Source organism: Ponticaulis koreensis DSM 19734, assembly GCF_000420665.1.
Classification (GTDB): Bacteria; Pseudomonadota; Alphaproteobacteria; order Caulobacterales; family Hyphomonadaceae; genus Ponticaulis; species Ponticaulis koreensis.
This window is the reverse complement of the sequence record NZ_ATVJ01000001.1, coordinates 345,570-368,898: the sequence shown is the minus strand read 5'-3', so window position 1 is coordinate 368,898 and position 23,329 is coordinate 345,570. Positions and strand designations below refer to the sequence as shown.

The following is a 23,329-nucleotide window of genomic DNA, read 5'->3' as shown; positions in this document are numbered from 1 at the left end:
GACGGGCGTTTCTATGCGTGTCGATGCGGGATCAGATGCCGCCAAATGTGAGCGATTTGATTTCCAGATAATCGTCGAGACCATGGTGTGAGCCTTCACGGCCCTGACCGGATTCCTTCACGCCGCCGAACGGAGCCATCTCGTTTGAGATGATGCCCTCATTGATACCGACCATGCCGTATTCCAGCGCCTCGGCTACACGCCAGCAGCGCGCAACATCTTTGGAGTAGAAGTAGGATGCGAGGCCAAACTCTGTGTCATTCGCCATAGCAATGGCTTCTTCATCCGTCTTGAAGGTGAAGACCGGCGCAACAGGCCCGAAAATCTCTTCAGAGAAGACGCGCATCTCGCGGGTCGCTTCTGTCAGAACCAGCGGACGCGAATAGCATTCGCCGTTTGGCGTAGACGGGCCTTCATGAACTTTTGCGCCTTTCTCGACAGCATCAGCTACAAACTCTTCAACCGTCTTGCGGGCTTTGACTGAGACGAGCGGGCCAAGGTCGACACCATCATCCAGGCCATTGCCGACTTTGAGCGCGTTGGTGGCTGCAAGGAGCTTCTCAACGAAGGCATCCTTCACGTCCTCATGGACGAGAATACGGTTCGTGCAGACGCAGGTCTGGCCAGCGTTACGGAATTTGGACGCCATGACGCCTTTGATCGCCAGGTCGAGGTCTGCGTCGTCAAAGATGATGAAAGGCGCGTTGCCACCAAGCTCCATGGAGAGACGCTTCAGCGTGCCGGAGCACTGCTCGGTCAGCATTTTGCCGACTTCGGTGGAGCCGGTGAAGGAAAGCTTTTTGACGCTCGGGTTAGAGGTCAGTTCGCCGCCGATTGCGCGTGTATTGCCGCAAACAATGTTCACAACACCGGGCGGGATACCTGCGCGATCACACAGCTCGGCAATTGCCAGCGCGGACAGTGGCGTTTCCGATGCTGGTTTGCAAACGACTGTGCAGCCTGCAGCAAGCGCTGGCGCGATCTTGCGTGTCAGCATTGCGTTCGGGAAGTTCCACGGCGTGATAAGCGCGGCAACGCCGACCGGCTGACGGATCACAACAACGCGCTTGTCCGGAGACGGCTGCGTCATCACCTCGCCATAGACGCGTTTTGCTTCCTCAGCGAACCATTCAACATAGTTCGCGCCGTAAGCAATCTCGCCCTTTGCTTCGACAAGCGGCTTGCCTTGTTCAAGCGTGAGGATACGGCCGAGATCATCCTGATTGGCCATCATCAGATTGAAGAGGTCGCGCAGATGTTTTGCGCGCTCTTTAGGTGTCTTGGCAGCCCATGCAGGTCGCGCAGCTTCAGCAGCTTCAATAGCAGCTTTGGTTTCCGCTTCGCCGCAATAGGCGACTTCGGCAATCAGTTCGCCGTTTGCAGGGTTGTCGACATTGAAAGTCGAGCCGTCTGCCGCGTCAGTCCATTTGCCGTTGATATAGGCTTTCGTGCACAGAAGTGCCGGATCGGAAAGCTTGTGGTCCGTCATCCCTGAAATTCTCCCTGAGTCCCGTATTCGGAATAGTGTGAGGTTTTCAATGGACGCTGTGCAGCGCCCATTGTTCCTGCGTTTTTTAGTAAGCCGCTTCGTAGATATCGCGTGCATCACTTTGTGTCACTTCGCGCGGATTGTTCTTCAGAAGTCGTGTCTGGCCCATGGCTTCTTCTGCGAGCAGATCGAGGTCATTTGCCAGAACACCAGCATCTCGCATGCGAGGCGGCAGGCCGACATCAAGGCTCAGCTGTTCAAGCTGGTCAGCGAACCAGAGCGCAGTCTTTTCGTCAGAGCCTGTCGGGACATTGTCAAAACAGATCGGCGCGAGTTCAGCATAGAGGCTTGCGGCATTTGGTGCATTGAAGCGCAGAACGTGCGGTAGAAGCAGCGCGTTCGATGTGCCATGCGCAATGTGGTAGCGCGCGCCCAGCGGATAGGCGAGGGCGTGTACGGCAGCCACGGGCGCATTAGCAAAAGCCTGTCCTGCGAGGCACGCGCCGAACAGCATGTTCTGGCGTGCGGCGAGGTTTGAACCGTCTGCGATGACCGGCTTCAGATTCTTGGACAGAAGCTCGAGCGCCTTCTGGGCGAGCATGTCTGAATACGGGTTTTTGAGGTGAATTGATGTGTAAGCTTCAATCGCGTGGACCATCGCATCAACGCCGGTGGCCGCGGTCACGATTGGCGGCAGGCCGAGCGTGAGTTCCGCATCGAGAAGGGCCACATCCGGATAGAGCTGGTTCGCAACTACACCTGCTTTTGTGTTCGGGCCGGTGGTTACGATGGCAACAGCTGTCACTTCAGAGCCTGTGCCTGCAGTCGTCGGGATCAGGATAAGCGGCGCGCGCTCGCCCTTCGCCATGCCGACGCCGTAAATGTCTTCGAGCTTTTCATCTGAACGAAGAAGAAGGGCAGCAATCTTTGCGGCATCCATGGATGAGCCACCACCAAAGCCGATAATGCCGTCCGCATTATGCGCTTTGGCAGCTTCCAGCGTTGCCATGATTGTCTCGACCGGCGGGTCCGCTACGATGTCGGTATAGAGAGCGTATGACGTGCCGGAGGCGTCAAGAGACGCAGTCAGCTTCTCAAGAAGGCCTGCCTTCACAATACCCGGATCTGTCACCACCAGCGGGCGTTCAAAGCCGAGGCGTGTGCAAATCTCGCCAAGGCGTTTGATCGAGCCCGGCTCATTGATGATGGAACGGGTGGTGTTGAATTCAAAAGACGTCATTTGGGCGTTTCCAGGTCCTTACTCACAGGCGTGAGCTGAGTTGTGTGCCGGTTGTTCCGGCGTCCATTTGGCTTTGGTGTATCTGACTACACTTTACTTGAAAAGATCAGTTCGAAACTTAGGAGCGTTTTGACACGATCTAAAATCAATTGCGACCTGACGTTAGGGGAAGGATTGGAAATTTGTGTCACCCGTGCTCAGACTTCGCTCAAACAAAGCCACGGGGAAGAAACATGGAATATGATGAGGTCATCAACGGTCGCCGCAGCATTCGCGGATATCTTGATAAGCCCGTTCCGAAAGAGGTGATTAAAGAGGTTCTGGAGCTCGCTATTCGCGCGCCATCCTCAATGAATACCCAGCCATGGCATTTCTATGTGATTGGCGGCGACGTTCTGAACCGCATTCGTAAAGGCAATGTCGAGCGCAATATGGCGGGTGTGCCTGACAGCCGTGAATTCCGTGGTGGCGACAAATATCAGGGCGTGCACCGTGACCGTCAGGTCGAGATTGCTGTCCAGTTGTTCGAAGCCATGGGCATTGAGCGCCATGACAAGGAAAAACGGATGGATTGGGTGCTGCGCGGCTTCCGCCAGTTTGATGCGCCGGTCTCCGTCATCATCACCTTTGACAAAGAGGTTGAGGGAAATGACATCACCACGTTTGACTGCGGCGCAGTCTGTAATGGCATTGTGAATGCGGCATGGTCGCGTGGGCTTGGCTGCGTGATCAATTCGCAGGGCATTATGCAAAGCCCTGTCGTGCGCGAAGAAGCAGGCATTCCGGATGATCAGGTCATCATGATGGCCATTGCTATGGGCTGGCCGGATGAAACCTTCCCTGCAAATGCGGTCGTTTCGCGCCGGAAATCTGTTGATGATGCTGCGGTGTTTGTCGGGTTTGATTAACCCTAACATTTACCTTTTGAACTGTGCTGATTTTGGCAGAAGGATTCAAACGGACATTCAATAATGAAAGGTAGTGTACGCTGTAAAAGCGTCACATGAGCCACATAAAAAACCGGCCGGCGCGAAAAAAGACCAGGAAGGTAACGTGCCGATATGCCGATCAGCGTGAATACCAATTCGAGCTCCATGACGACGGTTCGCAGCCTGAACAAATCCGACAGGGATTTGCAGACTGTTGAAAGCCGGATGAATACCGGGCGCAAGGTGAATGGCGCCAAGGACAATGGTGCCATTTACGCCATGGCACAGACGCTACGGGCTGATATCTCCGGCCTCGGCGTCGTGCGGGATTCTCTCGATCTTTCGGTCGCGGTTGGCGATGTTGCGCTGACGGCGACGGAGGCGCTGACCGACCTCATCATGGAAATGAAGGAAAAGGCGCTGGCAGCGGCTGATCCGGGGCTGGATGATCGAAGCCGCGGTATCCTCAACGAGGATTTCATAAAGCTCCGAGACCAGATCGATACCATAATCAACAATGCCGGCTTTAATGACTTCAATCTGATCGACGGAAGCACGTCGAACATGCGTCCGATCACGGATGTGAAGGGTGGCAAGGAAATCTCTGTTCCCGGATACGATCTGAAGCCCGGCGGCGCTGATACGGATATGATCCCAAGCATGGTGATTGATCCGCTACAGGACGCAAAGGATTCCCTGTCGCGCATCGAGTCGACGCTCGAAAAGCACCATGAAGTCATGAATATTCTGGGAGGTCGCATCCGTACGATTGATACGATGCGCACGCTCGTCATGAAGACGGCGGATGTCCTGAGCAATAATCTTGGAACACTGGTCGATGCCGACCTCGGCAGAGAGGCTGCAAAACTTCAGGCCGAGCAGACCAAACGCGATTTGCGTGTTCAGTCCCTCAATATTGCCAACCAGCTTCCTACCTACGCGACTCAGCTTTTCGATGAATAGTCGAATGGCTGACGGGTAGAGGAGAGCAGTCCGGGCGGGACTGGTCCCCGCCCGGACTGATATCTTATTCCGCGGGAACGATGAGTTCGAGCTGGATGTTCAGTTCAACTTCATCAGATACGTATGGAACAAACGCGCCGACGCCAAAATCTGAGCGAAGGATTTCACCGCTAGCAGATACGCCAAGTGCAGGCACGCCCATCATCGGGTGGTCGCCCTGGAAGTTCAGGGTGACATCAAACGTAACCGGCTGTGTGACGCCGTGAATGGTCAGGTCACCAGTCATTGTGCCTTTAGTGTCGTCTTCTTCGCTGACGCTCAGTTCGGTCGCAACGAAGTGCGCAATCGAAAATTCTTCAAAATTGAAGAAGTCGCTGCTGGACAGTTCGGTGTAGAACTCTTCACCACCCGTATTTGTGTCGAGCGAAAGCATATCGATCGTGACGTCGATCACGGACGCTTCCGGATCTTCCAGATCAATGTCGAATGTGCCGCTGATCGCAGGGAATTCGAGGCCCTGATGGGAGAGGCCAAGGTGCGTATATGTCGCGCGGACATATGAGTGTGTAGGCTCTGCCTGATATGAAACGACCTCAGCCTGAGCTGGAAGAAGGAATGCTGCACCTGCAACTGCAGACGCGAGAAGTGTACGCGTAAATTTAGTCATGATCTGTCCTTTCCGTCTATAGACGCGTGTTATGAGATAGAGCGGTTATTGCGGGCTATAAGTCCGCACTTTTGGGTAACCATGGGGATTTTTTCTTGCGAGGTGCACGGAGTGGGTGTATCGGCGCGGACCTTTTGTTTGTTTGGGCCTTATGCGTTTGAACACAGCCGAATTGCCGGTCCCGCCTCAGGGGTGGAACTGGATCAACCAGCTGACGGACACTGGATGGGTTGTAACCCGTACCGTCGTGCCGCCTGAGTTATCACGTGCTTTGCGCGTTGAAGCTGAAACGCTCCATAGCGAAGCCATGCTTGAGCGGGCCGGCATCGGGCGTGCGGGCGATCACGCCATCAAATCTGATATCCGCCGCGATAAAACCCGTTGGCTAAGTCGAGACGAAGAGATTCAGGCACGTTATCTGGACGTCATGGAAACGGTCCGTCTGGCGGTGAACGAGGCGCTATATCTCGGCCTGTTTTCATACGAAGCCCATTTTGCGGTGTATGAGCCGGGCGCGTTCTACAAACGCCATATGGATTCGTTCAAAGGTGCGCGTAACCGTGTGCTCTCGACCGTCTTCTATCTGAATGAGGACTGGGACGAGAGTGATGGCGGCGCGCTTGCAATCTTTGATCGCGAGGATTCTGAGGATGCTGTGGAGCTGGTTCTGCCAGAGCTCGGCATGCTGGTTATTTTTCTCAGCGAGGACATCCCTCATGAGGTTCTGCCCGCAATGCGTGACCGTTACTCCATTGCAGGTTGGTTCCGCGTGAATGACCGCGGTATCGCGCCAAGTCTACAGACGGTTCAGACGACGACGCCCGAGGTTTCTGTATTCTAAAACAGTGTTTCACGCCTCTTGCTATTGCGAGTTTGGTGTAGCAGGCTCTCCCAAAATATCAGGGAGCGCTTCATTCATGCAATCACAGTCTGAAACAGGTGGCCAAAATCTCGTAAATCGTCGACGTTTGATGCAGGTGGCAGGCCTTTCTGCGACCGCGCCGCTCTTCGTTGCAGGCGCAGCATCTGCAACGCCTTCGTCAGATGAATCCTATGGTTTCACCGAAACAGATGCGTCAACGCCGCAGCGCCGATGGGCTCACGACAATCTGAAAGGTCTGCTGAACCTCTTTCTTCCGACGTTTCAGGCCGATGGGCATACGCTTGACGAAGAAGGCATCCGGCATGACGTCAATCATGCTATCGCGATGGGGTTTTCCGGCACGCTGCCTCTGGTCAACTGGACGCTGCAGGAAGATCCGCGTTGGGAGCAATATCACCGAATTATCCTCGATGAGGCACGCGGACGCATCCCTGTGCATGGGATTGTCTACAACACGACGCCCGAAGCGGACATCGCGTTGCTGAACCGGCTCGAAGCGCTGGGGGTGGATATGGTTCTGCTGGCGTCCCGGTATGCGACTGATATTTCAGCAGAAGATCTCTACGCATCTATGGCGCAGCGTATTCAGTCGACTGATCTTCCGATCATGCTTTATGCAGCGCTCAACCGCGGGCGCAACTTTCCGCATCTCGGGCCAGCAGGTCAGCCTCTGGATGTGTTTGACCGTGTCGCGGACTTTGGGAACGTTACATCTGTAAAGATTTCACAGCCGGTGACACTGACATCAACTCTGCAAATGTGTGACCGTCTGGCAGACCGTCTTCTCATGGCGCCTGTGAACCTCGACTTCGTTCCTCTGCTTTCGCAACACTACCGCATTCAGTGGAGTGGCCAATGGAATGGCGAGGCAGTTCAGACGCCGACTGAACAGCTTGGAAACGATTTGCTGAATGCCTGCGCGAGCAGGGATATGGCGCGGATCAACGCGGCGGCTGAGCGTATTCAGCCCGTGCACGATGCTTTTTTCCAGCTGCAGTCCGAAGTCATTCGTGCTGGTGCGCACCCATGGCAGCATAATAAATACTACTCATGGCTCGGCGGCGGCAATGGCGGCTTGCTACCGGTCTCGGCCAGCGAAGCCGACCATGTGCCTGTTCTTGATGCGGCGGCACGACAGAAAATCCGGACCACTTTCGCGGCTGCCGGTTTGACGATGACAGACGCGCCTGAAGAGCAGTTTATTGTTGGCCGAGCCGCATGGGCACGCGGTGTACGTCCATCCGATATGGAGCATTGGCCACGCTACGCAGTTTGACGGCGTTTACTGGTTCAGCGCTTCGCCAAACAGCATCTCTTCAGGATCACCAAAACAGACACCGGCTGTGAGTACGATATCCGACGGATAGCCGGTAGAGGTGAAGATCATTTGCGCGCGGCCCCAATAGGCAGAGGTTTCACCTGTTTCAGGGTCCTGAACGGAGATGCCGCACGGTTCGGTGCCGAATGATGAGGAGCTGATCCAGACGCCATCATGCATGCTCCGGTTGTCATAATTTCCGGCAAGGCCCGGGAAGATCATTCGAATCATCGTGTCGCCAACAGGCGCGCCGATAATGGCTTCACCCGTTTCCAGCTCGGACAGAAAGACGATATTGCCTTCATCAGATGACCAGACTTCATCTGCGTGCGCTGCGCCTGTAAGGCCAAGCACCGATGCTGCGATTAGCGCAGTTTTGATAGCCTTCATGTCAACTTTCCTTCCCGATTGTCTGTTGGCCGCAGGCAGTTGCCTCCAGCATTGAAGGAGCGTTCCACGCCAACCGTCTTGCGCGCAAGCCCTTCAGGTTAAAATGCGCTGTCTATTTCACTTCGGGTGTCCAGCCATTGAGAATGAAGGTCGGGTCTGAATAGTTAGCGATGAGCTCAGCATCCGTTTCTGCATCAAGCACCCGAACAAGAGGATGGCGCTCTGACATGTCGACCGGATTGCTCTCCATATCCATGGTGTTGAACTCCCAGAGATGGATATTCTCCCAGCTGAATTCAGCATGCTCTTCCTCAACCGGCCCCCAGCCTTCCGGTGGTATCCCGTCTGTGCGCGTATTGATCAGAACCATTTCGGCAAACGGAAAGTTAGACCGTTCGTGACGCGGGCCTTCGCGTGGACCATTAAACGGCAGGCGGGCCAATACACCGCGCGTCTTCTGGCCTTCCGGATTGTCCTCGGTCACAGACCAGGGCAGGGGCTGATCCTGATAGATCAGCTCTGAATCCACAAAGATGTTGCCATGCTGGCCTTCAGGCGTACGCGTCCATGTGAAAGGGCCGACCGATTTGATCGTACAGCGCAGGCAAAACAGTGTCGCGTAACCAAGAATGGTGTCGCCGTCCCCGACCAGCTCTGAATCCTGCATATAGATGGAGCCATAGGTGGTGAGCGCATCGCCAGAGCCGTTGAGTTGCATGTTGTCGATGATGACGCGGTCACCGCGCACCAGCAACGCCTCTGCCTGTCCGATGAAATCATTCTGTATGGTGAAATCTGAAAGCTGGATGTCGCTGACTTCATGGAGTTGAAAGGCAGGACGGCGGGACGGGTTTTCTCGCGGCGGGTTAAAGGCCGAATTGTTCGGATAGCGCACGACAACGCCGTCACGGCTCTCGCCGCGCAGAATGATGTCCGATTTACCGTTCAGGAAAACCAGCTCGTCATAGCGCCCGTTGCGGATGAATATCTCGAAAGGCTCAGCGCTTTCTGAAGGGGCGAAGTCGAGTGCCCCCTGAACCGTCACAAAGTCACCAGACCCGTCACTTGCAACGGTCACCAGGCCGGTATCGGCATCAGGCGGGGCATCGCGTGTCGTGAAGCTCCATTCAAAGTCTGTGTAACTGAGGCCGAAAACGTCTCCATCCACATGCACGTTATAGGTCTCGCCATAGTCCAGCGCGCCGTTGTGGGGCGTGATGATGGCGGTCATGTCGCGTGCAAGCACAGGGTGGTAATGGAAGTCGACGCCCTGAAGCGTGTTCACCTGGTAGTCCGACATGACCGACTCTCTGCCAAGGCGGACTCTGTCCTCCTGAGTTGCGCCTGACATACGCCCGTCCGGGAAGGGGCCGAAAGGTATAAAGACATCGATACGATCCACGACGTCGCCGGTTTCTGCATCGGTGATTTCTATTACGCCTTCAGAGTGGATGGTGAGTGGATCGGGAAATGTGATGCGAAGCGGCGTATCCGGGCTGATACCGGTGTCATTATCGAACGGAAAGAAAATCGCACCTGATTGGATGGGGGCCTCCGGCGTTGGAGAATTTTGCCCGCAGGCTGTGAGACCAAGTGCCAGACTGACAACAAATGCAGGTTTCCAGAATGTGTAATCTGTCATCGTAACCTCCCCGCCCACGAAACGCAGGCTTTATCTTTTCACCAGAATGGCAGTCGCGCGGAGGATAAATCAACCTCAAATTTAACGCGTTCAGTTTTGAGGGCTGAATGAAGTTATGCTTGTCCTGCCAGTGTGTCGCGGCGAGTATGACGACAAAGACGGCGACTGATCCACGGCGGGAGGACTTATGAAGATCAATATTATCGGCGCAGGCATGGGCGGGCTTTCGGCTGCGCTGGCGCTTCATGATGCGGGGCATCAGGTTACGGTCTTTGAAGCGGTTGAGACGATCCGCCCGCTTGGCGTGGGTATAAACCTTCTGCCGCATGCCGCGGTGTTGTTAGAACCTTTTGGCGTTGTGGACGATCTGCTGGCGCACGGCGTCACGACGCGTGAGCTCTCGTATTACAACATGCATGGTCAGCATATCTGGTCCGAGCCGCGTGGTCGTTTTGCCGGTTTCGAAGCGCCGCAAATCTCGCTCGGTCGCGGAGATTTGCAGATGACGCTGCTCCGTCATGCACAATCGCGGCTGGGAGAAGAAAATATCAAGTCCGGCTATCGGCTGGATGCCTTCAGAACTGAGCACGGGCAGGCGATCGCGACTCTGAAACGCACCGATGGAGAGATTGTTGAGGTTAGCTCCGATATTCTTGTTTGCGCTGATGGCATTCATTCTGCTGCGCGTCAGCAAATGTATCCGGATCAGGGACTGCCGCGATATTCAGGGCGTGTCCTCTGGCGTGGTGTGACATGGGCCGAGCCTTACCTCACGGGCGCCAGTATGATTATGGCGGGACATCAGTCCCAGAAGTTTGTCTGCTATCCGATCTCGCCTGTCCGCAGCGATGGCAAACAGCTGATCAACTGGATTGCCGAGCTTGAAGTTTCCGAACTTCTGGACCGTGAGGACTGGAACCGTGTGGGCAATCGCGACGACTTTTATCCCGAATTCAAAGACTGGGCGTTTGGATGGCTCGATGTGCCAGGTCTGATCGAGCAGGCTGAAGGAATATACGAATTCCCGCTTGTCGACCGTGATCCTGTCGATACCTGGACAGATGGGCATGTGACGCTGCTCGGTGATGCAGCGCACCCGATGTACCCGATCGGCTCCAACGGCGCGACGCAGGCCATTATTGATGCGCTTTGCCTGACGCGAAATATTGAAGCGGGTGGCAGTGTTGCCGATATCCTCGCCCGCTATGAGGGCGAGCGTCTGCCCGCGACGGCAGCCATTGTTCGCGCGAACCGTCAGAACGGTCCTGAACAGTGCATGCAGCTGGCGCATGAACGCGCACCGGAAGGCTTTGACAGGCTTGAGGACATATTCGCTGAAGGCGAACTTCAGGACATTGCTGATCGCTATAAGCAACTCACCGGGCTTAAAAAGTCCGCTTAAGCGCCGCGTTTCAGTTTTACGCACACCTCGTGAAGGGCCTGTAGAAATTGCGAGCGGTCGCGCTGGCTGAAAGGCGGCGCACCGCCAAACTGCTCGCCGGTAGAGCGCAGCTGTTCCATCAATGCTCGGGTCGCGATAGCCGATGCAATGTTGGATTTGGTGTAAGCTTTGCCGGTGGGCTGCAGGACGCGGGCATCGTTCATCAGGCAGCGTTCGGCGAGCGGAATGTCATTTGTGATGACAATGTCAGCCCGCGTCGCGCGCTCGGCAATCCAGTTGTCTGCTTCGTCAGGCCCTGCATCAACAACTTGTTGCGTGATATAAGGCAGGGAGGGAACGCGCAGAAAGCTGTTCGAGACGACGAACACATGTCCGCCGTGGCGTTCTGCAACTTTGTAGACCTCGTCCTTCACCGGACAGGCATCTGCATCGATATAAATCTTCATGAGCCCTGTTAGCATGGCTTCTGTGGATCGTGCAGCCTCTTAGTGATTGCAGCGCCTGCCTTAAAGCTGCCTTGTAAATACAAGACTCTGGTGCGAGTGTGACATGGGAATACGAGGGGAAATTATGAAACATCTTATCTCACCAGCGCTTTTCGCGCTCGTGCTCGCGGCATGTGGGCAGTCTGAAACGGTAGAGCCCGTGGAAGCTGCGCCTGCGCCAGTTGAAGCAGCTGTTCCCGTGGCTGAAGCTGCGGGCGAAGTTACCGAGGCAGTGTCCGACGCGGCAACGACCGCGATTTCGGCGCTCACAGAGGGCGAGTATTGCTACTTCCTGCAGGAAGATAGCTCGACGGAAGGTCTGGAGATTACGCTGGATATCGCAGGTGTATTTTCCGGCCGTCATTACGGCACGATCCATGATGCGGAAAACGCTTATTTCGCGGCGTTTGAAACCATTCTAAGCGATGGCCAGCTGAATGATGACGGCGTGGTCAATTTCACCGCGGTCACTGAGGTCGACGGCGATACCCAATATGGTGAAGAGCCTTGGGTGATCTCGGCGGAAAGCGCACACAGCGCTCACTGGGATGACGCGGTCATGGAAGCGGCAGACTGCGATTTCGTCGACGCAACCGTCTGGCCGCCTGTTCCGGAATAGGCTTGCAGGGCAATCTCAAATGAACTGGTCGATTGGTGATTTTATCGTGGCGGGCGTTTTGCTCGCCATGTTGGGCGTTGCGGGCCTGATCTTTGTACGCCTGAAGCGTCCGATCTCTTATCGACTGGGCTTTGTTGCCCATATTATTGGTTCGGTCCTTCTGTTCTGGGCTGGCGGAGCAGTCGGACTGATCGGCGACGCCGATAATCCAGCGAACCTTTATTATCTGGTCGTGCTGCTCGTGGGCGTCGTCGGCGGCGTCTATGGCCGGTTTAGCCCGGAGGCGATGAAGAAAACGCTCCTGATTATGGCGATTATGCAGGTCGCCATAGGCAGTAGTGCGCTGGCGCTCGGTTGGGGCTCTGAGGCGGCTAAATGGCCTTGGGATGTAATCGCTGCGACCATCGCTTTCGCGCTTATCTGGCTTCTGGGCGCCTTCTTCTTCCGTCAGGCCGAGAAAGCCTGATCAGAAGCTGATACACTGCGCCAGATGCCGAATGCGGGCAGGGCCTGGAAGATGGCCTGCAGGCGAGCCCGGCATGTTCGCGACGGCTGATACCGCGGCATTGAACTCATACGGATTGTTGATCAGGCGCAGATTGCGCATCTGTCGGATGGCATAGCAATCTGCGTTCATTTCCTGCGACGGGGAGGCAAGGCCCACACCGAATGGCAGGGCGACATGCGCGCATTCATGCAGGAAAACGTAAGCTGCCGCATACTGGTTCAGTGAGTAGAGATAGTTCGGACTCACATCGATGTAGAAGCCGCGATAGGGATCAATCCCCGCCATTGCGCCGCCGCCCCGCCAGGCGTTTTCGGTGAAGTAGATTGGCACCCGCGCGCCATTATTGGCGTTGCAGTAAAAGTTCAGCCCCGCAATGTTGATAGAGCTCGATCCCTGGGCGTGAACCGGTGCCGTGTTGACGCTGAAATTCAGTGCCAGCGCAAACAAGGTGATGATCAGCTTTCTCATGTTTCCCTCCCAGCTCTTGCGGCCTGATGCTTTACACCCGGATCATGAGAGACGCGTGGTGGGAAGTCCAGTCAGGGCGGTTTCGGCTTGCTCTTCGCGTGACAGACTGCTCTTAGATCAGGGCAAAATAAGGGACAGGAAACAATGACAGCTGCAGATATCTTCTCGCCAATTTCATTCACACGCGGACCGGACTGGAAAAATCGTCTGGCGCTTGCGCCGCTCACCAACCAGCAAAGCCATGATACAGGTGTACTCTCCGAGGATGAGTATAAATGGCTGACCATGCGCGCCACCGGCGGGTTTGGCATGGTGATGACCTGCGCCGCGCACGTACAGGCCAATGGTCAGGGCTTTCCCGGCCAGCTTGGCGTGTGGAGCGATGATCACCTTGAAGGCCTGACGCGTCTGGCAGACGGTCTGCGCGCTGGCGGTGCTGTCTCGTCGCTTCAGCTGCACCATGCAGGCATTCGCTCCCCGACAGAGATTGTCGGCCAGCCGGTGGGTGCATCTGACGATGCAGACACCGGATCGCGCGCACTCACAACCGAAGAAGTCGAACAGCTGCGCGACGACTTCATCACGGCTGCTAAACGCGCTGAAAAAGCCGGGTTTGACGGCGTCGAAGTGCACGGTGCGCACGGCTATATTCTGGCGCAATTCCTGTCGCCGGAAATCAACCAGCGTGACGACCAGTATGGCGGAAGCTTTGAAAACCGTTGCCGCCTGATCCTTGAGGTGATTACCGGCATTCGTGAGGCCTGCCGTCCTGACTTCCAGATTGGCGTGCGCTTCTCACCTGAACGTTTCGGTCAGCGTCTCGGCGAGATGAAGCAGTTCTTCTCTGAACTCGTGACCCGCGACGAGGTGGATTATATCGACCTCTCGCTCTGGGATTCCTTCAAAATACCGGAGGAAGAAGAGTTCAAAGACAAGCCTCTGCTTCAGCACTTCATGGATTTGCCACGAGGCAATGTGAAAGTCGGTGCAGCCGGTAAAATCGTCGATGCAGAGCATGTTCGCAAAGTTCTGGAAGCTGGCTGTGACTTTGCGATGATCGGGCGCGCAGCCATTCTCGCGCACGACTTCCCTGAGAAGGTTCGCGCCGATACAGATTATACCTCACCGAAATGGCCGCTGCCAGCAGACCATTATCTTGCAGAAGGTATCAGCCCGGGATTCGTTGAATATCTGCGCAAAACGTTCCGTATGGTGAGCTAATCTGTACTCTCAGGTTTTAGTTCAAAAAAATGTGAACCATCCGGTGCCTCTCTGCACCGGATGGCATCTATCTAACACCGTAAAACAGCGATAGCCTCCTTACATAAACTGGGAGGAAATCATGAAAAAACTCATTGGCGCTCTGGCGTCATTGCCCTTGCTTGCAGCCTGCGTTTCGGTGAACACCACAACGCAGACGCGGGTTCAGGAAGCCGAGGCCATGCCTTTGCCGCCTGTCACTATTTATCACCTCGAAGGGCGGCGGTCGGAACGTATTGTCTGGCTCATGGAAGAGCTGGGTTATCCGTACGAGCTGGAATATGTGCCCGGCGATCTTCAGGCATCCATGAACCTTGTGCGCGCGCTTGGCCACGAAATGCCGCAAGTGCCGACGGTTGTGATTGGTGATCAGATCCTCGTTGAGTCCGGCGCGATTATGGAAACGATCCTCACGCGCTATGCACCGGGCGAACTGGCCCCGCCAATCGATAGCGAGTTTTACCCGACTTATCTGATGTGGCTGCATTATGCTGAAGGCTCGCTCGCCGCGCGCCTGTTCAGCGATTATCGCGCATGGCGGACAAACCCGCCGACCAGCCGCTCACCCCTGGTGGATAGTGAAGCGGTTGTCCAATATGCCGAAAACTGGCTGGAAGATTATGACTATTTCGGCGGACCGGAATTCTCCGCTGCCGATATCATCATGTGGTTCCCGCTTAATGTCGCGACACAGCTTAATCTGGTGGATGTGAACCAGTTCCCGCAAGTCGCTGCCTGGAAAGAGCGCGTAGAGGCGCGTCCTGCCTATCAGCGCATGGTGGCAACTGCGCGGCCAAATGGCGTGCCCGGCAATCTGACGCCGGTTCAGGTGCGCCCGCCATCCGAACGTAATTAAGGTCCTATTGCGGCAGGCTCTTTTCAGCCTGCCGCGCCCTTCCTACATTTTCGATTGAGCATATTTTTTGCCTGTTCAATCGGAGACCTCGCAGCATGACCATGCTGAACCATACAAAGACCTTTATGCTGCTTGCGGCGATGACAGCGCTGTTCGGCGCAGTCGGTTATCTGGTTGGCGGCGTAGGCGGTATGATGATCGCCTTCGTTGTGGCGATTGGCCTGAACGTCTTCAGCTATTGGAACTCCGATCAGATCGTTCTGCGGAGCTATCACGCGAAGCCCGCTGAGGATTACCGCAACAACGCCAAGGTCGCGGCCTATCTTGAAGATGTGCGCCGTCTTGCCGAACGCGCAGGCCTACCTGAGCCGAAAATCTGTGTCATCGAGATGGACCAGCCGAACGCATTCGCAACCGGCCGGAACCCTGAAAATGCCGCAGTCGTCGCAACAACGGGTCTTCTCAACATGCTGAACCGTGACGAGATCGCGGGCGTTATGGCGCACGAACTTGCCCACGTGAAGAACCGTGACACGCTGACTATGACCGTCACAGCGACAATTGCAGGTGCGATTGGTCTGCTTGCGAACTTTGCCATGTTCTTCGGTGGGGGACGTGATCGCGGCGGTCTGATTGCCGGTATCGCTATCGCCATTCTGGCACCGATTGCAGCCTCCATCGTTCAAATGGCGATCAGCCGTGCGCGAGAGTACGAAGCTGACCGTGAGGGCGCTAAAATTCTTGGTGATCCTGAGCCGCTCGCGCGCGCGCTCGCCAAAATCTCGGGGCAGGCAGAGCTGATGCCGGATCGTAATACCGAGGCTAACCAGTCCATGGCACACCTCTTCATTGTAAACCCGCTGGCGGGCCAGAAGGGCGATAATCTTTTCTCTACGCACCCGGCCACACAAAACCGGATTGAAGCGTTGATGGGCCTTAAAGGACAGGTGAGCGGCGCCTACCAGCCAGCTGATGTCGCTGAACCTGAGACGGTCACCTCACCCTGGGCTAAGGCGCGTGAAGCACGTCGCAAAGGCCCATGGGGATGATGAAACTCATCTTCCCCGTTTTGGCGCTTCTTATCCTCTCAGCTTGCAGTGACGCGTCTCAAAACGCGTCACCGGAGGTGAATGACCCGGCTTCATCCGTGGTGTCTGCTGAAACTTTGCAAGAAGAGAGTTCTCCATATTGGGGTGTCGAAGCGGGCCAGCCTCTGCCGATCGTGTGGAGCGACCTTCTGCCAGAGGGCGCGCTGGATGAATATTTCCGTCAGCAGGAAGAGTTCTACGAGCGGCTTGAAATGCGTCTTCAGGCCGAGGCGACGCGCCTATCTGATGTGACGGCAGGCGCTGAAATCGAGGAAGGCTCAGACCTCGATTATATGCCACAATTCGGGACGTTTGATACTGTTGACGATATTGACGGCACGCTGATCCGCATTCCGGGCTATGTCGTGCCGTTCACCTTTGAAACGGACGACCGCTATACCGAGTTTCTGTTCGTCCCGTCTCAGGGGGCTTGCATTCACACGCCCCCGCCTCCGCCCAATCAGGTAATTTATGTGCAGGCCGAAAAGGCCGCGCGTGTGGAGGATATCTGGGCGCCCTATTATCTGGAAGGTGTGATCAGTGTTGAGCGCAATGAGAATGATCTCGGCAATGCGGCCTATACGGTGGAATTAAGCTCTCTCGAACTCTTTCCGGTACCCCGATAGATTTAGTCACACGCGCCAAGAGCGCGGTCTTCAAATACCGCGTTAATCTGGTCTTCCTCTACCGCGAGATAGGTAAACTCAGGGCCGGGCTTTCCGGCCAGGCTGGTGAGCGCGGCGACGCGGCCCATACCCAGAAAACGGGTGTCAGGGAGAACGCTCGCAATCGGATCTTCATAGGCTTCATCAGCGGAGATGATTTCCCATCCGTCGGCTTCAAGCGCGGCGACGAGATCCGTCACGAACAGCGCGGCCACATCATTCTCGTGAAGTAGCATGACTTGTGCCGGCACCTCGTCCAGATACTCCCGCGCGGCCTGATCATAGAAGTTTGCTGCTTCAACCAGCATGCCAGTGTAAAGGTCACGAAGGCTGGACATGCAGACATTCTGACCACGTGATATAGCGCTCTGATAGAGACTGTCTAAGTGCCAGTCATAGGTATCGACAGTGACATAGCCGCTGAAGAGGTCGCGTTCGGCAAGGCCTGCACGTACCGCGTCGCGGCGTTCAATGTCGGGCGCTTCATTGAGATAAGGGAAGCGGAACCAGGGGCGGCGGTTTTCGAAGACTTGCAGGATCATCTCTGCTGTGTCGATTTCGGCGAGGTACTCTTCGGCGGTGACGTTTCTGAGCCATGGATGGGTGTGGCTGTGATTGGCGATCACATGGCCTGCGTCCGCAAAGCTTTGAATGCGCGCGAGGCGTTCGGGCGAGTTGATACGTTCGGTGACCACAAAGATCGCGGCCTGTTCCACGCCAGCAGCGTCTAGCCCGTTAATCAGCATCTCGACCCGTTCATCACCCTGTAAAGCGCTGTCGCCGCGAGGTGCATCATCATAAGTGAGGGCAATGCGCCGATCGCTTTGGGCGCCAGATGGCAGCGCGAGAGCGAGGCACATTGTCAATGTCGAAAGGAGAGGTTTCAAAGCCATTTGGTTTCACGCTTTTTTCGCCAACACGTCTGAAAACCAGCTTAGGGCGGTGTGGGTGCGCTGTAACCTTAAATGTCAGGCAGGGTTCGCGTCTAAAGACGCAGGAGAAGAGCCGGAATCCGGCTCTTTCCCGTCTGAAAGTGCTGATTAGTCTTCAGCTGGACGCAGATTGCCTGCAGACATTTTGCCGGAGCGTTTGTCTTGTTCCATATCGTAAGAGATGCGGTCGCCTTCGTTCAGCGTGCCAAGCGGAGATGCCTCAACGCGGGAGATGTGTACGAAAACGTCGTTTGAACCATCAGTAGGTTCGATGAACCCGTAGCCTTTGGTGGTGTTGAACCACTTCACAGTGCCGGTTGCCATATAGTAATATTCCTTGGGAGTTTGCAGTGAGGCGTGCCTCGACTGCGGTCTTTAAGTTTACCGAAATTGAGAAGAGGGTTCAGCCGGTCCGCAAAGTTGGAAAGAGCGTCGCGCTAAAGTCATCAGCTGAATGTCGATAACCGCTCTGTACGCGTTTTACACCATTTTAGCAAGGACATCACACAGCGGGGCGCAATAATCTGCGTCCCGTTGCAAAAATGTGTAGTCAGTTGCTGATCGACGCGGGCGCTGCGCGGTCAATCATGCTGATGAATGGCTGTGGCGCCAGTATAGGTCGCGTAGGTCTCCGCGCTGGTTTCGGAGAACAGGACGACATTATAGGTGTCCGGCATGCCCGGTGTTTCCATACCCGGTGAGCCCATAGGCATGCCCGGAACTGAGAGGCCCGTCGCGTCCGGTCGTTCAGCCAAAAGACGGTGCACTTCATGCGCCGGTACATGGCCTTCCAGAACATACCCCTCAACAACACCGGTATGACAGCTGGTGAGTTCCTGCGGCACGCCAAGTTGTTCACGGATCGGCGTCATGTTCTCCGTTTCATGGACCTCAACCTCGAAGCCGTTCTCACGTAAATGGTCCACCCAATGCGCGCAGCATCCACACCATGGCGTTTTATGTACGGTCACGGTTTGAGCCATTGCGGTGAGCGGAAGTGAGCCGAGCGTGAGTGCAGCAAAGAGGGTGCGCGTAAGGCGTTTGAACATGTCAGGCTCCCCGTGGAAAAGTCATGTGAAAGTCCCCTTTAAAGCGTGATATGACACCAGCTAGCTCTTAACGTGTGATGAAATGGAGCTGGAACATTTTTCTTATAGTTCCTGCGTGTTCGTCGTTCAAATTTGCTCATCCATGTGATCAGAAATTTACAATTGCCCCGCAGGGATAATGTCATTACACGCCCCCCATGATGAAAAATCTGAACGTTTTTTTGAGTGCCGCGCTCCTCGCTGGAGCCGGAAATGCCGCCGCGCAGGATGATGTCAGCGCGGATCGTCGTCTGGACCCTGTGACCGTTTCGGTCACCCGTATCGAGCAGCCTGTCTCCGATCTGCCTGCCTCTGTTTCCGTGCTGGATGGTGAACGCCTCGATCTGGCGTCGAGCTATCTTGGCGCGGCCGATCTGACGGACCTTGCCACTGGTGTTGAGGCGGCTGTCGCAAACGGCACTCAGGTCGCGTTCCAGATCCGCGGTATTGGCGCTGTAGACCATCAGGCGCTAACGCCTTCAGCGGCTGCTGTGTACTCCGATGGTGCTTTCCTCGCGACCAATGTTCAGACAGGGCTGATGCTCTATGATCTTGAACGCGTTGAAATCCTGAAAGGGCCGCAAGGCACGCTTTATGGACGCAACGCCTCCAGCGGTGCGGTGAACCTCATCTCGGCGCGTCCGTCTGATGATCAGACACGTTATGTCCGCGTTGGCGTCGGCAATTACGACCGGTATGACGCGGCGGCTGCCTTAGGTGACGCGCTGACAGATATGGTCAGCTATCGCATCGCCGGTAATTATACCTCGCGCGGCCCGGTTCTGGACAATGTGTCCGGCCCGTCTGCTGCGGGCGGTGAAACCGACCAGTTCGGCTTGCGGGCGGGGCTGCTCTTCGATCTTGATGCCAGTGAGCTTCTCCTCAGCGCGCATTATGAAGAAGACAATGGCGTGAACACGACGCCGCGCAATGACAGCCTGACGCTTGGCGATCATGAAATCTCCAGCGAGGGCGAAGGTATTCAGGGCACAGACAACGCATTCTATGGAGTGTCTGCTGAATATACCCGCACTCTGGGGACGTGGGAGCTTTTCTCCCTCACGGCCATTGAAGGCTATGAGCAGAATTACGGTTTCGACTTTGACGGCACGCCAGCGCCGTTCGGCAATCAGAACCTCAATGCGAACCTCTCATATAATCGTGACTATGTGCAGCTGTCTCAGGAGCTCCGCCTGACAGGGGAGACGAGCTATGGCACGGCGCTTTATGGCGCGGCGCTTTCAGCTGATGAATTCCAGCAGCGCTACACCATCTGGTGCGGCCAGCTCGACCCTGCCACACAGCTCGGCACGTGCAGCTATGTCGGCGCGCCGGGACGTGTAGGCCCGACACCGGCAAGCAATGGCACAGCGACGACGCTCGTCACTGATATTGAGCAGACACGCGAAACCTTCGCGCTGTTCACCAGCCATCAGATTGATCTGTCCGAGGCGCTTCAGTTCACCATTGGTGCGCGCCTCACTGACGAAACGATTGAAGGCAATGGGCAGGGCGTTCACATCTTCGATGATGGGGTGGTCGGCTTCAATAATCGCGACGGCCTCGGCGCTGCGATTGGAGGCAATGAGATTAGCGAGACGCGCCTCTCAGGTAATGCCGCGTTGTCTTACGACTTTGCCGCCGGCATGGCCTATGCCAGCATTTCCAATGGCTTCAAGTCCGGCGGTTTTAACGGCGAAGTCGCGAACAATGCTGCCCATTATGCGGATGAAGGTCTGTTCGCAGCCGAGACTGTGACTGCTTACGAGGTGGGTTTCAAATCCGCGCCGAACCCGCGCTATAGTTATAGCCTCGCGGCCTTCTATCTTGATTATAATAATCCGCAGGCCCGTATCTTCGTCTCCTTTGATCTGCCAGGTGGTGGCACGATCACGTCAAACTCGCTCTCCAATCTGGACGAAGCGGAGTCATATGGCGTGGAAGCCGAGTTCAGCCTTCGCCCGACAGACGCGCTGACTTTGAACGGCTCGCTCACTCTGAATGAGACAGAGATCCAGCAGACGTCTAACATTGGCGGCAATGCGGCTCTGTTTGATGGTAATCCGTTGCCATTCGCGCCGGATACATCGCTCACGCTGGGCGGCTCTTACGCGTTTGACGTGACGGACACCATCTCTGCGCTTGCATCTGTGCATGGCAAATATCGAAGCGAGTATTTCCTTGATGCCGAAGGCCTCGCCGCGCGTAGTCAGGACGGGTTTGCCACGCTGCAGGCCGCGCTCGATCTCGGCTTTGAAGACTCGGGCGTCACGCTCAGCCTCTGGGGACGGAACCTCACCGATGAAGACTATGCCGTCTCCGGCTATGGCTTTATCGGCTATAACACGTTCCGGTCCGAGCCGCGGACCTTCGGGGCCTCTCTGGAGTATGTGTTTTAGCCATAGCAACAGAAAAAAACCCGGAGAGCCTGGCGCTTTCCGGGGTTTAATTTGAATATAGTCGGCGTTCCGGACTTAAGCCGCAGCGCGGGCCGTTTTAGAACGGCGACGTTTCGTGCCATGCCCCATCTTACGGAAGATTTCTTCCACATCGGGTTTCATGGTGAGGCCGCCTGCCTCTTCATTTTCGTCCACGAGAAGCCCGATCATCTTGCTGGCGGTCATGCTGTCCGTCTCGTTATCCGGCCAGAGTACGGCTTCGCGCTTCTTGCACATATTGCCGAAATAGGTCTGCCAGGACTGGGTTTTCCAGCCGCAGATCGCGGTGAGTTCGCTGGGTGTCTTGCCCGGATTGTCGATCAGTGCGGTGATGGCCTTGGCTTCGGTATTGGTCGCCGGAGAGGTGATGAACACGTCATGCACGCGCTCGGCCATACTCATAGCTGTCAGGTCGTCATAGCGTGCCTGCTTTTCTTCGGCGGCAACGTCAATGAGCGCCTGCAGAACGCGTTCCGCATTTTCTGACTGATCTTCCTTGCCATTATCGCGCATGGCTTCAGCGTTGAATTTAAGTTTCTCGCGATTTTTCGCGGACATGCCTGGAAGGCTTTCAATAACTTTGTCGATACTCATGAGAAGGGTCCAGTGCACTCTGATAGAAAAGTCTGCGCCTTGAGCCGGGTATGAGACTGAGCGGCTATTGGGCGGCGCGTTCGGTGGAGCGTCAGCCTGCGCAAACCGGATGTCTGCGCGGGCTGAACGGTTCAACTGGCCGTGGCCGGGTGAAACAGGGTGAGCGTTCCGCAAAGGCGTTTTTCCGCCTGTTGCCGTTTAGGCTTTGAAGGGGTTGAGGCCAACTTTACAGCACGCGGCGCGAACGCCTGCTCGGCGAGGCTGCCTTTTACAGCGTTCGGGCTGCGCGGATTTTTGTAAGTGATAATCGTCATGTCTTTGTCTTTCGTGATCGAAGCCTTGGCTCCGATATGCTCTTCCGGGCCTGGCGCGCATGTCATGAGACGGCACGGGTCCGGAGAGGTGCAGCGGCCTCTGCCTTAGAATGGCTGAAGCGGGCTGCGAAAATGTCCAGAAGACGGGCGCGACAGTTGACGGCGCGGTAAAGCGGCCAGTCCAGGTACGGTCAGCGGGTCTTTCTGGGGTCGTTTCCGTAAATGCCGAAAATGTTCCGGTCTTTCAGATGAGCTGAAATACTCATCAGTGTTTAATATATATAGGCGCTGATTAATATTTTGCACCGGTCGAAATAAAAATAATTTCCGACCTGTGAGATACATTATTTTATTTGGTTTTATTTTTCGTTTTTCTGAATTCAGGTGATTGGTTTATTTGGCCTGCCTACATTGTTTCGCACAGGCTCGGCCCTGCTACGCTTAAGCGGTTGCTTGTGAGGTCTCGAACGAATGTCTGGGTTGGGCTCGCCAGAGCCCGACCAGGCAACGGGCGAATATCCGCCATCAGCCTTGAGCCTGTTCTATGCGAGACTTGCCTCGCGAGAACGAAGAAGGGAAACCGTGAGCAAAGCGAACTGGCGTGAGATAAGAAACTCTACCAATGCGGCGGAGGCCGGTCGACAGGCGCGGCCTCACCCGCCGAAAGCTCGGCATCAGCGACACGGTCACGCAGCGCCGCCAGCTGGCGCTCCATACGCTCGATAATCTTCCACTGCTCGGTAATGGCGGTGTTGAGATCCTCAATCGTCTGCTCCTGATGGGCAGCACGCATTTCAAGCTCGTCGAGGCGGGATGTGGTGTCGGTCATGGGAAGGGAGATACGCCTGTCAGCGAACCGGTGCAATGTCTGGTTTGGATTGATGAGTTCGGGGCTTTTTATTGTTTGTTCTCGTGAGCCTTCGGCTCACATAGAACGCGCTCAGGGCTGCCGCGCAGAACTAAGTTCTGGCCACACCAAACAAGCGACCGCGCAGGCGCAGGGCGAGCGAAGCGACAAGCCCGAGCAAAACTCACAAAAACCCCAACACACTTATCGCCACAGAGCGGTCTCTGTCGCGCGGGGGGCGTGA

General features: G+C 55.8%; 25 protein-coding genes. 12 read left to right on the top strand and 13 right to left on the bottom strand.

Features of this window, described 5'->3' with window-relative positions; translation table 11 throughout:
• Positions 1-31: 31 nt before the first annotated feature.
• Both G523_RS0101970 and G523_RS0101965 read right to left on the bottom strand, forming a co-directional pair.
• On the bottom strand, positions 32-1,489 hold the full coding sequence (locus tag G523_RS0101970; protein WP_022693338.1) for an NAD-dependent succinate-semialdehyde dehydrogenase: 1,458 nt from the start codon (positions 1,487-1,489) through the stop codon (positions 32-34).
• Between the two features lie 85 nt (positions 1,490-1,574).
• Positions 1,575-2,729 (bottom strand): iron-containing alcohol dehydrogenase, encoded by a 1,155-nt coding sequence (locus G523_RS0101965; protein ID WP_022693337.1) that lies wholly within the window; start codon positions 2,727-2,729, stop codon positions 1,575-1,577.
• Positions 2,730-2,962: 233 nt separating this feature from the next.
• Between G523_RS0101965 and G523_RS0101960 the strand changes: the two genes are divergently transcribed.
• Together G523_RS0101960 and G523_RS0101955 are read left to right on the top strand one after the other, a co-directional pair.
• Positions 2,963-3,637 carry a nitroreductase gene (locus G523_RS0101960; protein WP_022693336.1) on the top strand — a complete coding sequence of 225 codons (675 nt, stop codon included), beginning with the start codon at positions 2,963-2,965 and terminating at the stop codon, positions 3,635-3,637.
• Between the two features lie 153 nt (positions 3,638-3,790).
• Positions 3,791-4,621: a flagellin gene (locus G523_RS0101955; RefSeq protein ID WP_022693335.1), complete on the top strand. Its 831-nt coding sequence runs from the start codon at positions 3,791-3,793 to the stop codon at positions 4,619-4,621.
• Between the two features lie 64 nt (positions 4,622-4,685).
• On the opposite strand, the gene G523_RS0101950 is transcribed toward G523_RS0101955, so the two are convergent.
• Positions 4,686-5,288: a YceI family protein gene (locus tag G523_RS0101950; protein ID WP_022693334.1), complete on the bottom strand. Its 603-nt coding sequence runs from the start codon at positions 5,286-5,288 to the stop codon at positions 4,686-4,688.
• Between the two features lie 151 nt (positions 5,289-5,439).
• Between G523_RS0101950 and G523_RS17535 the strand changes: the two genes are divergently transcribed.
• The gene (locus G523_RS17535; RefSeq protein WP_022693333.1) at positions 5,440-6,129 is read left to right on the top strand and encodes a 2OG-Fe(II) oxygenase; all 690 of its coding nucleotides are present in this window, start codon (positions 5,440-5,442) and stop codon (positions 6,127-6,129) included.
• A gap of 76 nt (positions 6,130-6,205) precedes the next feature.
• Positions 6,206-7,447, top strand: coding sequence for a dihydrodipicolinate synthase family protein (locus G523_RS0101940; protein WP_022693332.1), 1,242 nt, complete (start codon positions 6,206-6,208; stop codon positions 7,445-7,447).
• Positions 7,448-7,453: 6 nt separating this feature from the next.
• On the opposite strand, the gene G523_RS19995 is transcribed toward G523_RS0101940, so the two are convergent.
• Together G523_RS19995 and G523_RS0101930 are read right to left on the bottom strand one after the other, a co-directional pair.
• Positions 7,454-7,879 (bottom strand): hypothetical protein, encoded by a 426-nt coding sequence (locus G523_RS19995; RefSeq protein ID WP_022693331.1) that lies wholly within the window; start codon positions 7,877-7,879, stop codon positions 7,454-7,456.
• A gap of 112 nt (positions 7,880-7,991) precedes the next feature.
• Positions 7,992-9,521, bottom strand: coding sequence for a pectinesterase family protein (locus tag G523_RS0101930; RefSeq protein WP_022693330.1), 1,530 nt, complete (start codon positions 9,519-9,521; stop codon positions 7,992-7,994).
• 187 nt (positions 9,522-9,708) lie between these two features.
• On the opposite strand from G523_RS0101930, the gene G523_RS0101925 reads away from it, so the two are divergent.
• Positions 9,709-10,923, top strand: a complete 1,215-nt coding sequence (locus G523_RS0101925; protein ID WP_022693329.1) for a flavin-dependent oxidoreductase — start codon at positions 9,709-9,711, stop codon at positions 10,921-10,923.
• On the opposite strand, the gene G523_RS0101920 is transcribed toward G523_RS0101925, so the two are convergent.
• On the bottom strand, positions 10,920-11,369 hold the full coding sequence (locus G523_RS0101920; protein WP_022693328.1) for a YaiI/YqxD family protein: 450 nt from the start codon (positions 11,367-11,369) through the stop codon (positions 10,920-10,922). The two genes, G523_RS0101925 and G523_RS0101920, sit on opposite strands and share 4 nt — an antisense overlap.
• A gap of 124 nt (positions 11,370-11,493) precedes the next feature.
• Here G523_RS0101920 and G523_RS17525 point away from each other — a divergent pair, with 124 nt between their 5' ends.
• Positions 11,494-12,027 carry a hypothetical protein gene (locus G523_RS17525; protein WP_033232259.1) on the top strand — a complete coding sequence of 178 codons (534 nt, stop codon included), beginning with the start codon at positions 11,494-11,496 and terminating at the stop codon, positions 12,025-12,027.
• Positions 12,028-12,046: 19 nt separating this feature from the next.
• The gene (locus G523_RS17520; RefSeq protein WP_051134731.1) at positions 12,047-12,493 is read left to right on the top strand and encodes a hypothetical protein; all 447 of its coding nucleotides are present in this window, start codon (positions 12,047-12,049) and stop codon (positions 12,491-12,493) included.
• Here G523_RS17520 and G523_RS0101905 read toward each other — a convergent pair whose 3' ends face one another.
• Positions 12,494-13,003, bottom strand: a complete 510-nt coding sequence (locus tag G523_RS0101905) for a hypothetical protein (RefSeq protein WP_022693325.1) — start codon at positions 13,001-13,003, stop codon at positions 12,494-12,496.
• A 144-nt stretch (positions 13,004-13,147) separates the two neighbouring features.
• Between G523_RS0101905 and G523_RS0101900 the strand changes: the two genes are divergently transcribed.
• From G523_RS0101900 to G523_RS17515, 4 genes are all read left to right on the top strand, one after another.
• Positions 13,148-14,224 carry an NADH:flavin oxidoreductase gene (locus G523_RS0101900; protein WP_022693324.1) on the top strand — a complete coding sequence of 359 codons (1,077 nt, stop codon included), beginning with the start codon at positions 13,148-13,150 and terminating at the stop codon, positions 14,222-14,224.
• A 121-nt stretch (positions 14,225-14,345) separates the two neighbouring features.
• Positions 14,346-15,119, top strand: a complete 774-nt coding sequence (locus G523_RS0101895) for a glutathione S-transferase family protein (RefSeq protein WP_022693323.1) — start codon at positions 14,346-14,348, stop codon at positions 15,117-15,119.
• Between the two features lie 104 nt (positions 15,120-15,223).
• Positions 15,224-16,168: a zinc metalloprotease HtpX gene (gene htpX / locus G523_RS0101890; RefSeq protein ID WP_027441369.1), complete on the top strand. Its 945-nt coding sequence runs from the start codon at positions 15,224-15,226 to the stop codon at positions 16,166-16,168.
• On the top strand, positions 16,165-16,833 hold the full coding sequence (locus tag G523_RS17515; protein WP_022693321.1) for a DUF3299 domain-containing protein: 669 nt from the start codon (positions 16,165-16,167) through the stop codon (positions 16,831-16,833). Before htpX ends, G523_RS17515 begins: the two co-directional genes overlap by 4 nt.
• A 2-nt stretch (positions 16,834-16,835) precedes the next feature.
• Here G523_RS17515 and G523_RS17510 read toward each other — a convergent pair whose 3' ends face one another.
• The 3 genes from G523_RS17510 to G523_RS0101870 form a co-directional block, all read right to left on the bottom strand.
• Positions 16,836-17,765 (bottom strand): polysaccharide deacetylase family protein, encoded by a 930-nt coding sequence (locus G523_RS17510; RefSeq protein ID WP_022693320.1) that lies wholly within the window; start codon positions 17,763-17,765, stop codon positions 16,836-16,838.
• Positions 17,766-17,912: 147 nt separating this feature from the next.
• Positions 17,913-18,128 carry a cold-shock protein gene (locus tag G523_RS0101875; protein WP_022693319.1) on the bottom strand — a complete coding sequence of 72 codons (216 nt, stop codon included), beginning with the start codon at positions 18,126-18,128 and terminating at the stop codon, positions 17,913-17,915.
• Positions 18,129-18,385: 257 nt separating this feature from the next.
• Entirely contained in the window at positions 18,386-18,853 is a 468-nt protein-coding gene (locus G523_RS0101870; RefSeq protein WP_022693318.1) for a DUF411 domain-containing protein, read from the bottom strand.
• Between the two features lie 221 nt (positions 18,854-19,074).
• Here G523_RS0101870 and G523_RS0101865 point away from each other — a divergent pair, with 221 nt between their 5' ends.
• A complete protein-coding gene (locus tag G523_RS0101865; RefSeq protein WP_233347249.1) occupies positions 19,075-21,291 on the top strand; it encodes a TonB-dependent receptor in 2,217 nt (738 codons plus the stop codon).
• A gap of 75 nt (positions 21,292-21,366) precedes the next feature.
• On the opposite strand, the gene G523_RS0101860 is transcribed toward G523_RS0101865, so the two are convergent.
• From G523_RS0101860 to G523_RS0101845, 3 genes are all read right to left on the bottom strand, one after another.
• Positions 21,367-21,924: a hypothetical protein gene (locus tag G523_RS0101860; RefSeq protein WP_155802561.1), complete on the bottom strand. Its 558-nt coding sequence runs from the start codon at positions 21,922-21,924 to the stop codon at positions 21,367-21,369.
• A 131-nt stretch (positions 21,925-22,055) separates the two neighbouring features.
• Positions 22,056-22,304, bottom strand: coding sequence for a hypothetical protein (locus tag G523_RS0101855; RefSeq protein WP_022693315.1), 249 nt, complete (start codon positions 22,302-22,304; stop codon positions 22,056-22,058).
• 550 nt (positions 22,305-22,854) lie between these two features.
• Positions 22,855-23,067: a SlyX family protein gene (locus G523_RS0101845; RefSeq protein ID WP_022693313.1), complete on the bottom strand. Its 213-nt coding sequence runs from the start codon at positions 23,065-23,067 to the stop codon at positions 22,855-22,857.
• Positions 23,068-23,329: the final 262 nt, after the last annotated feature.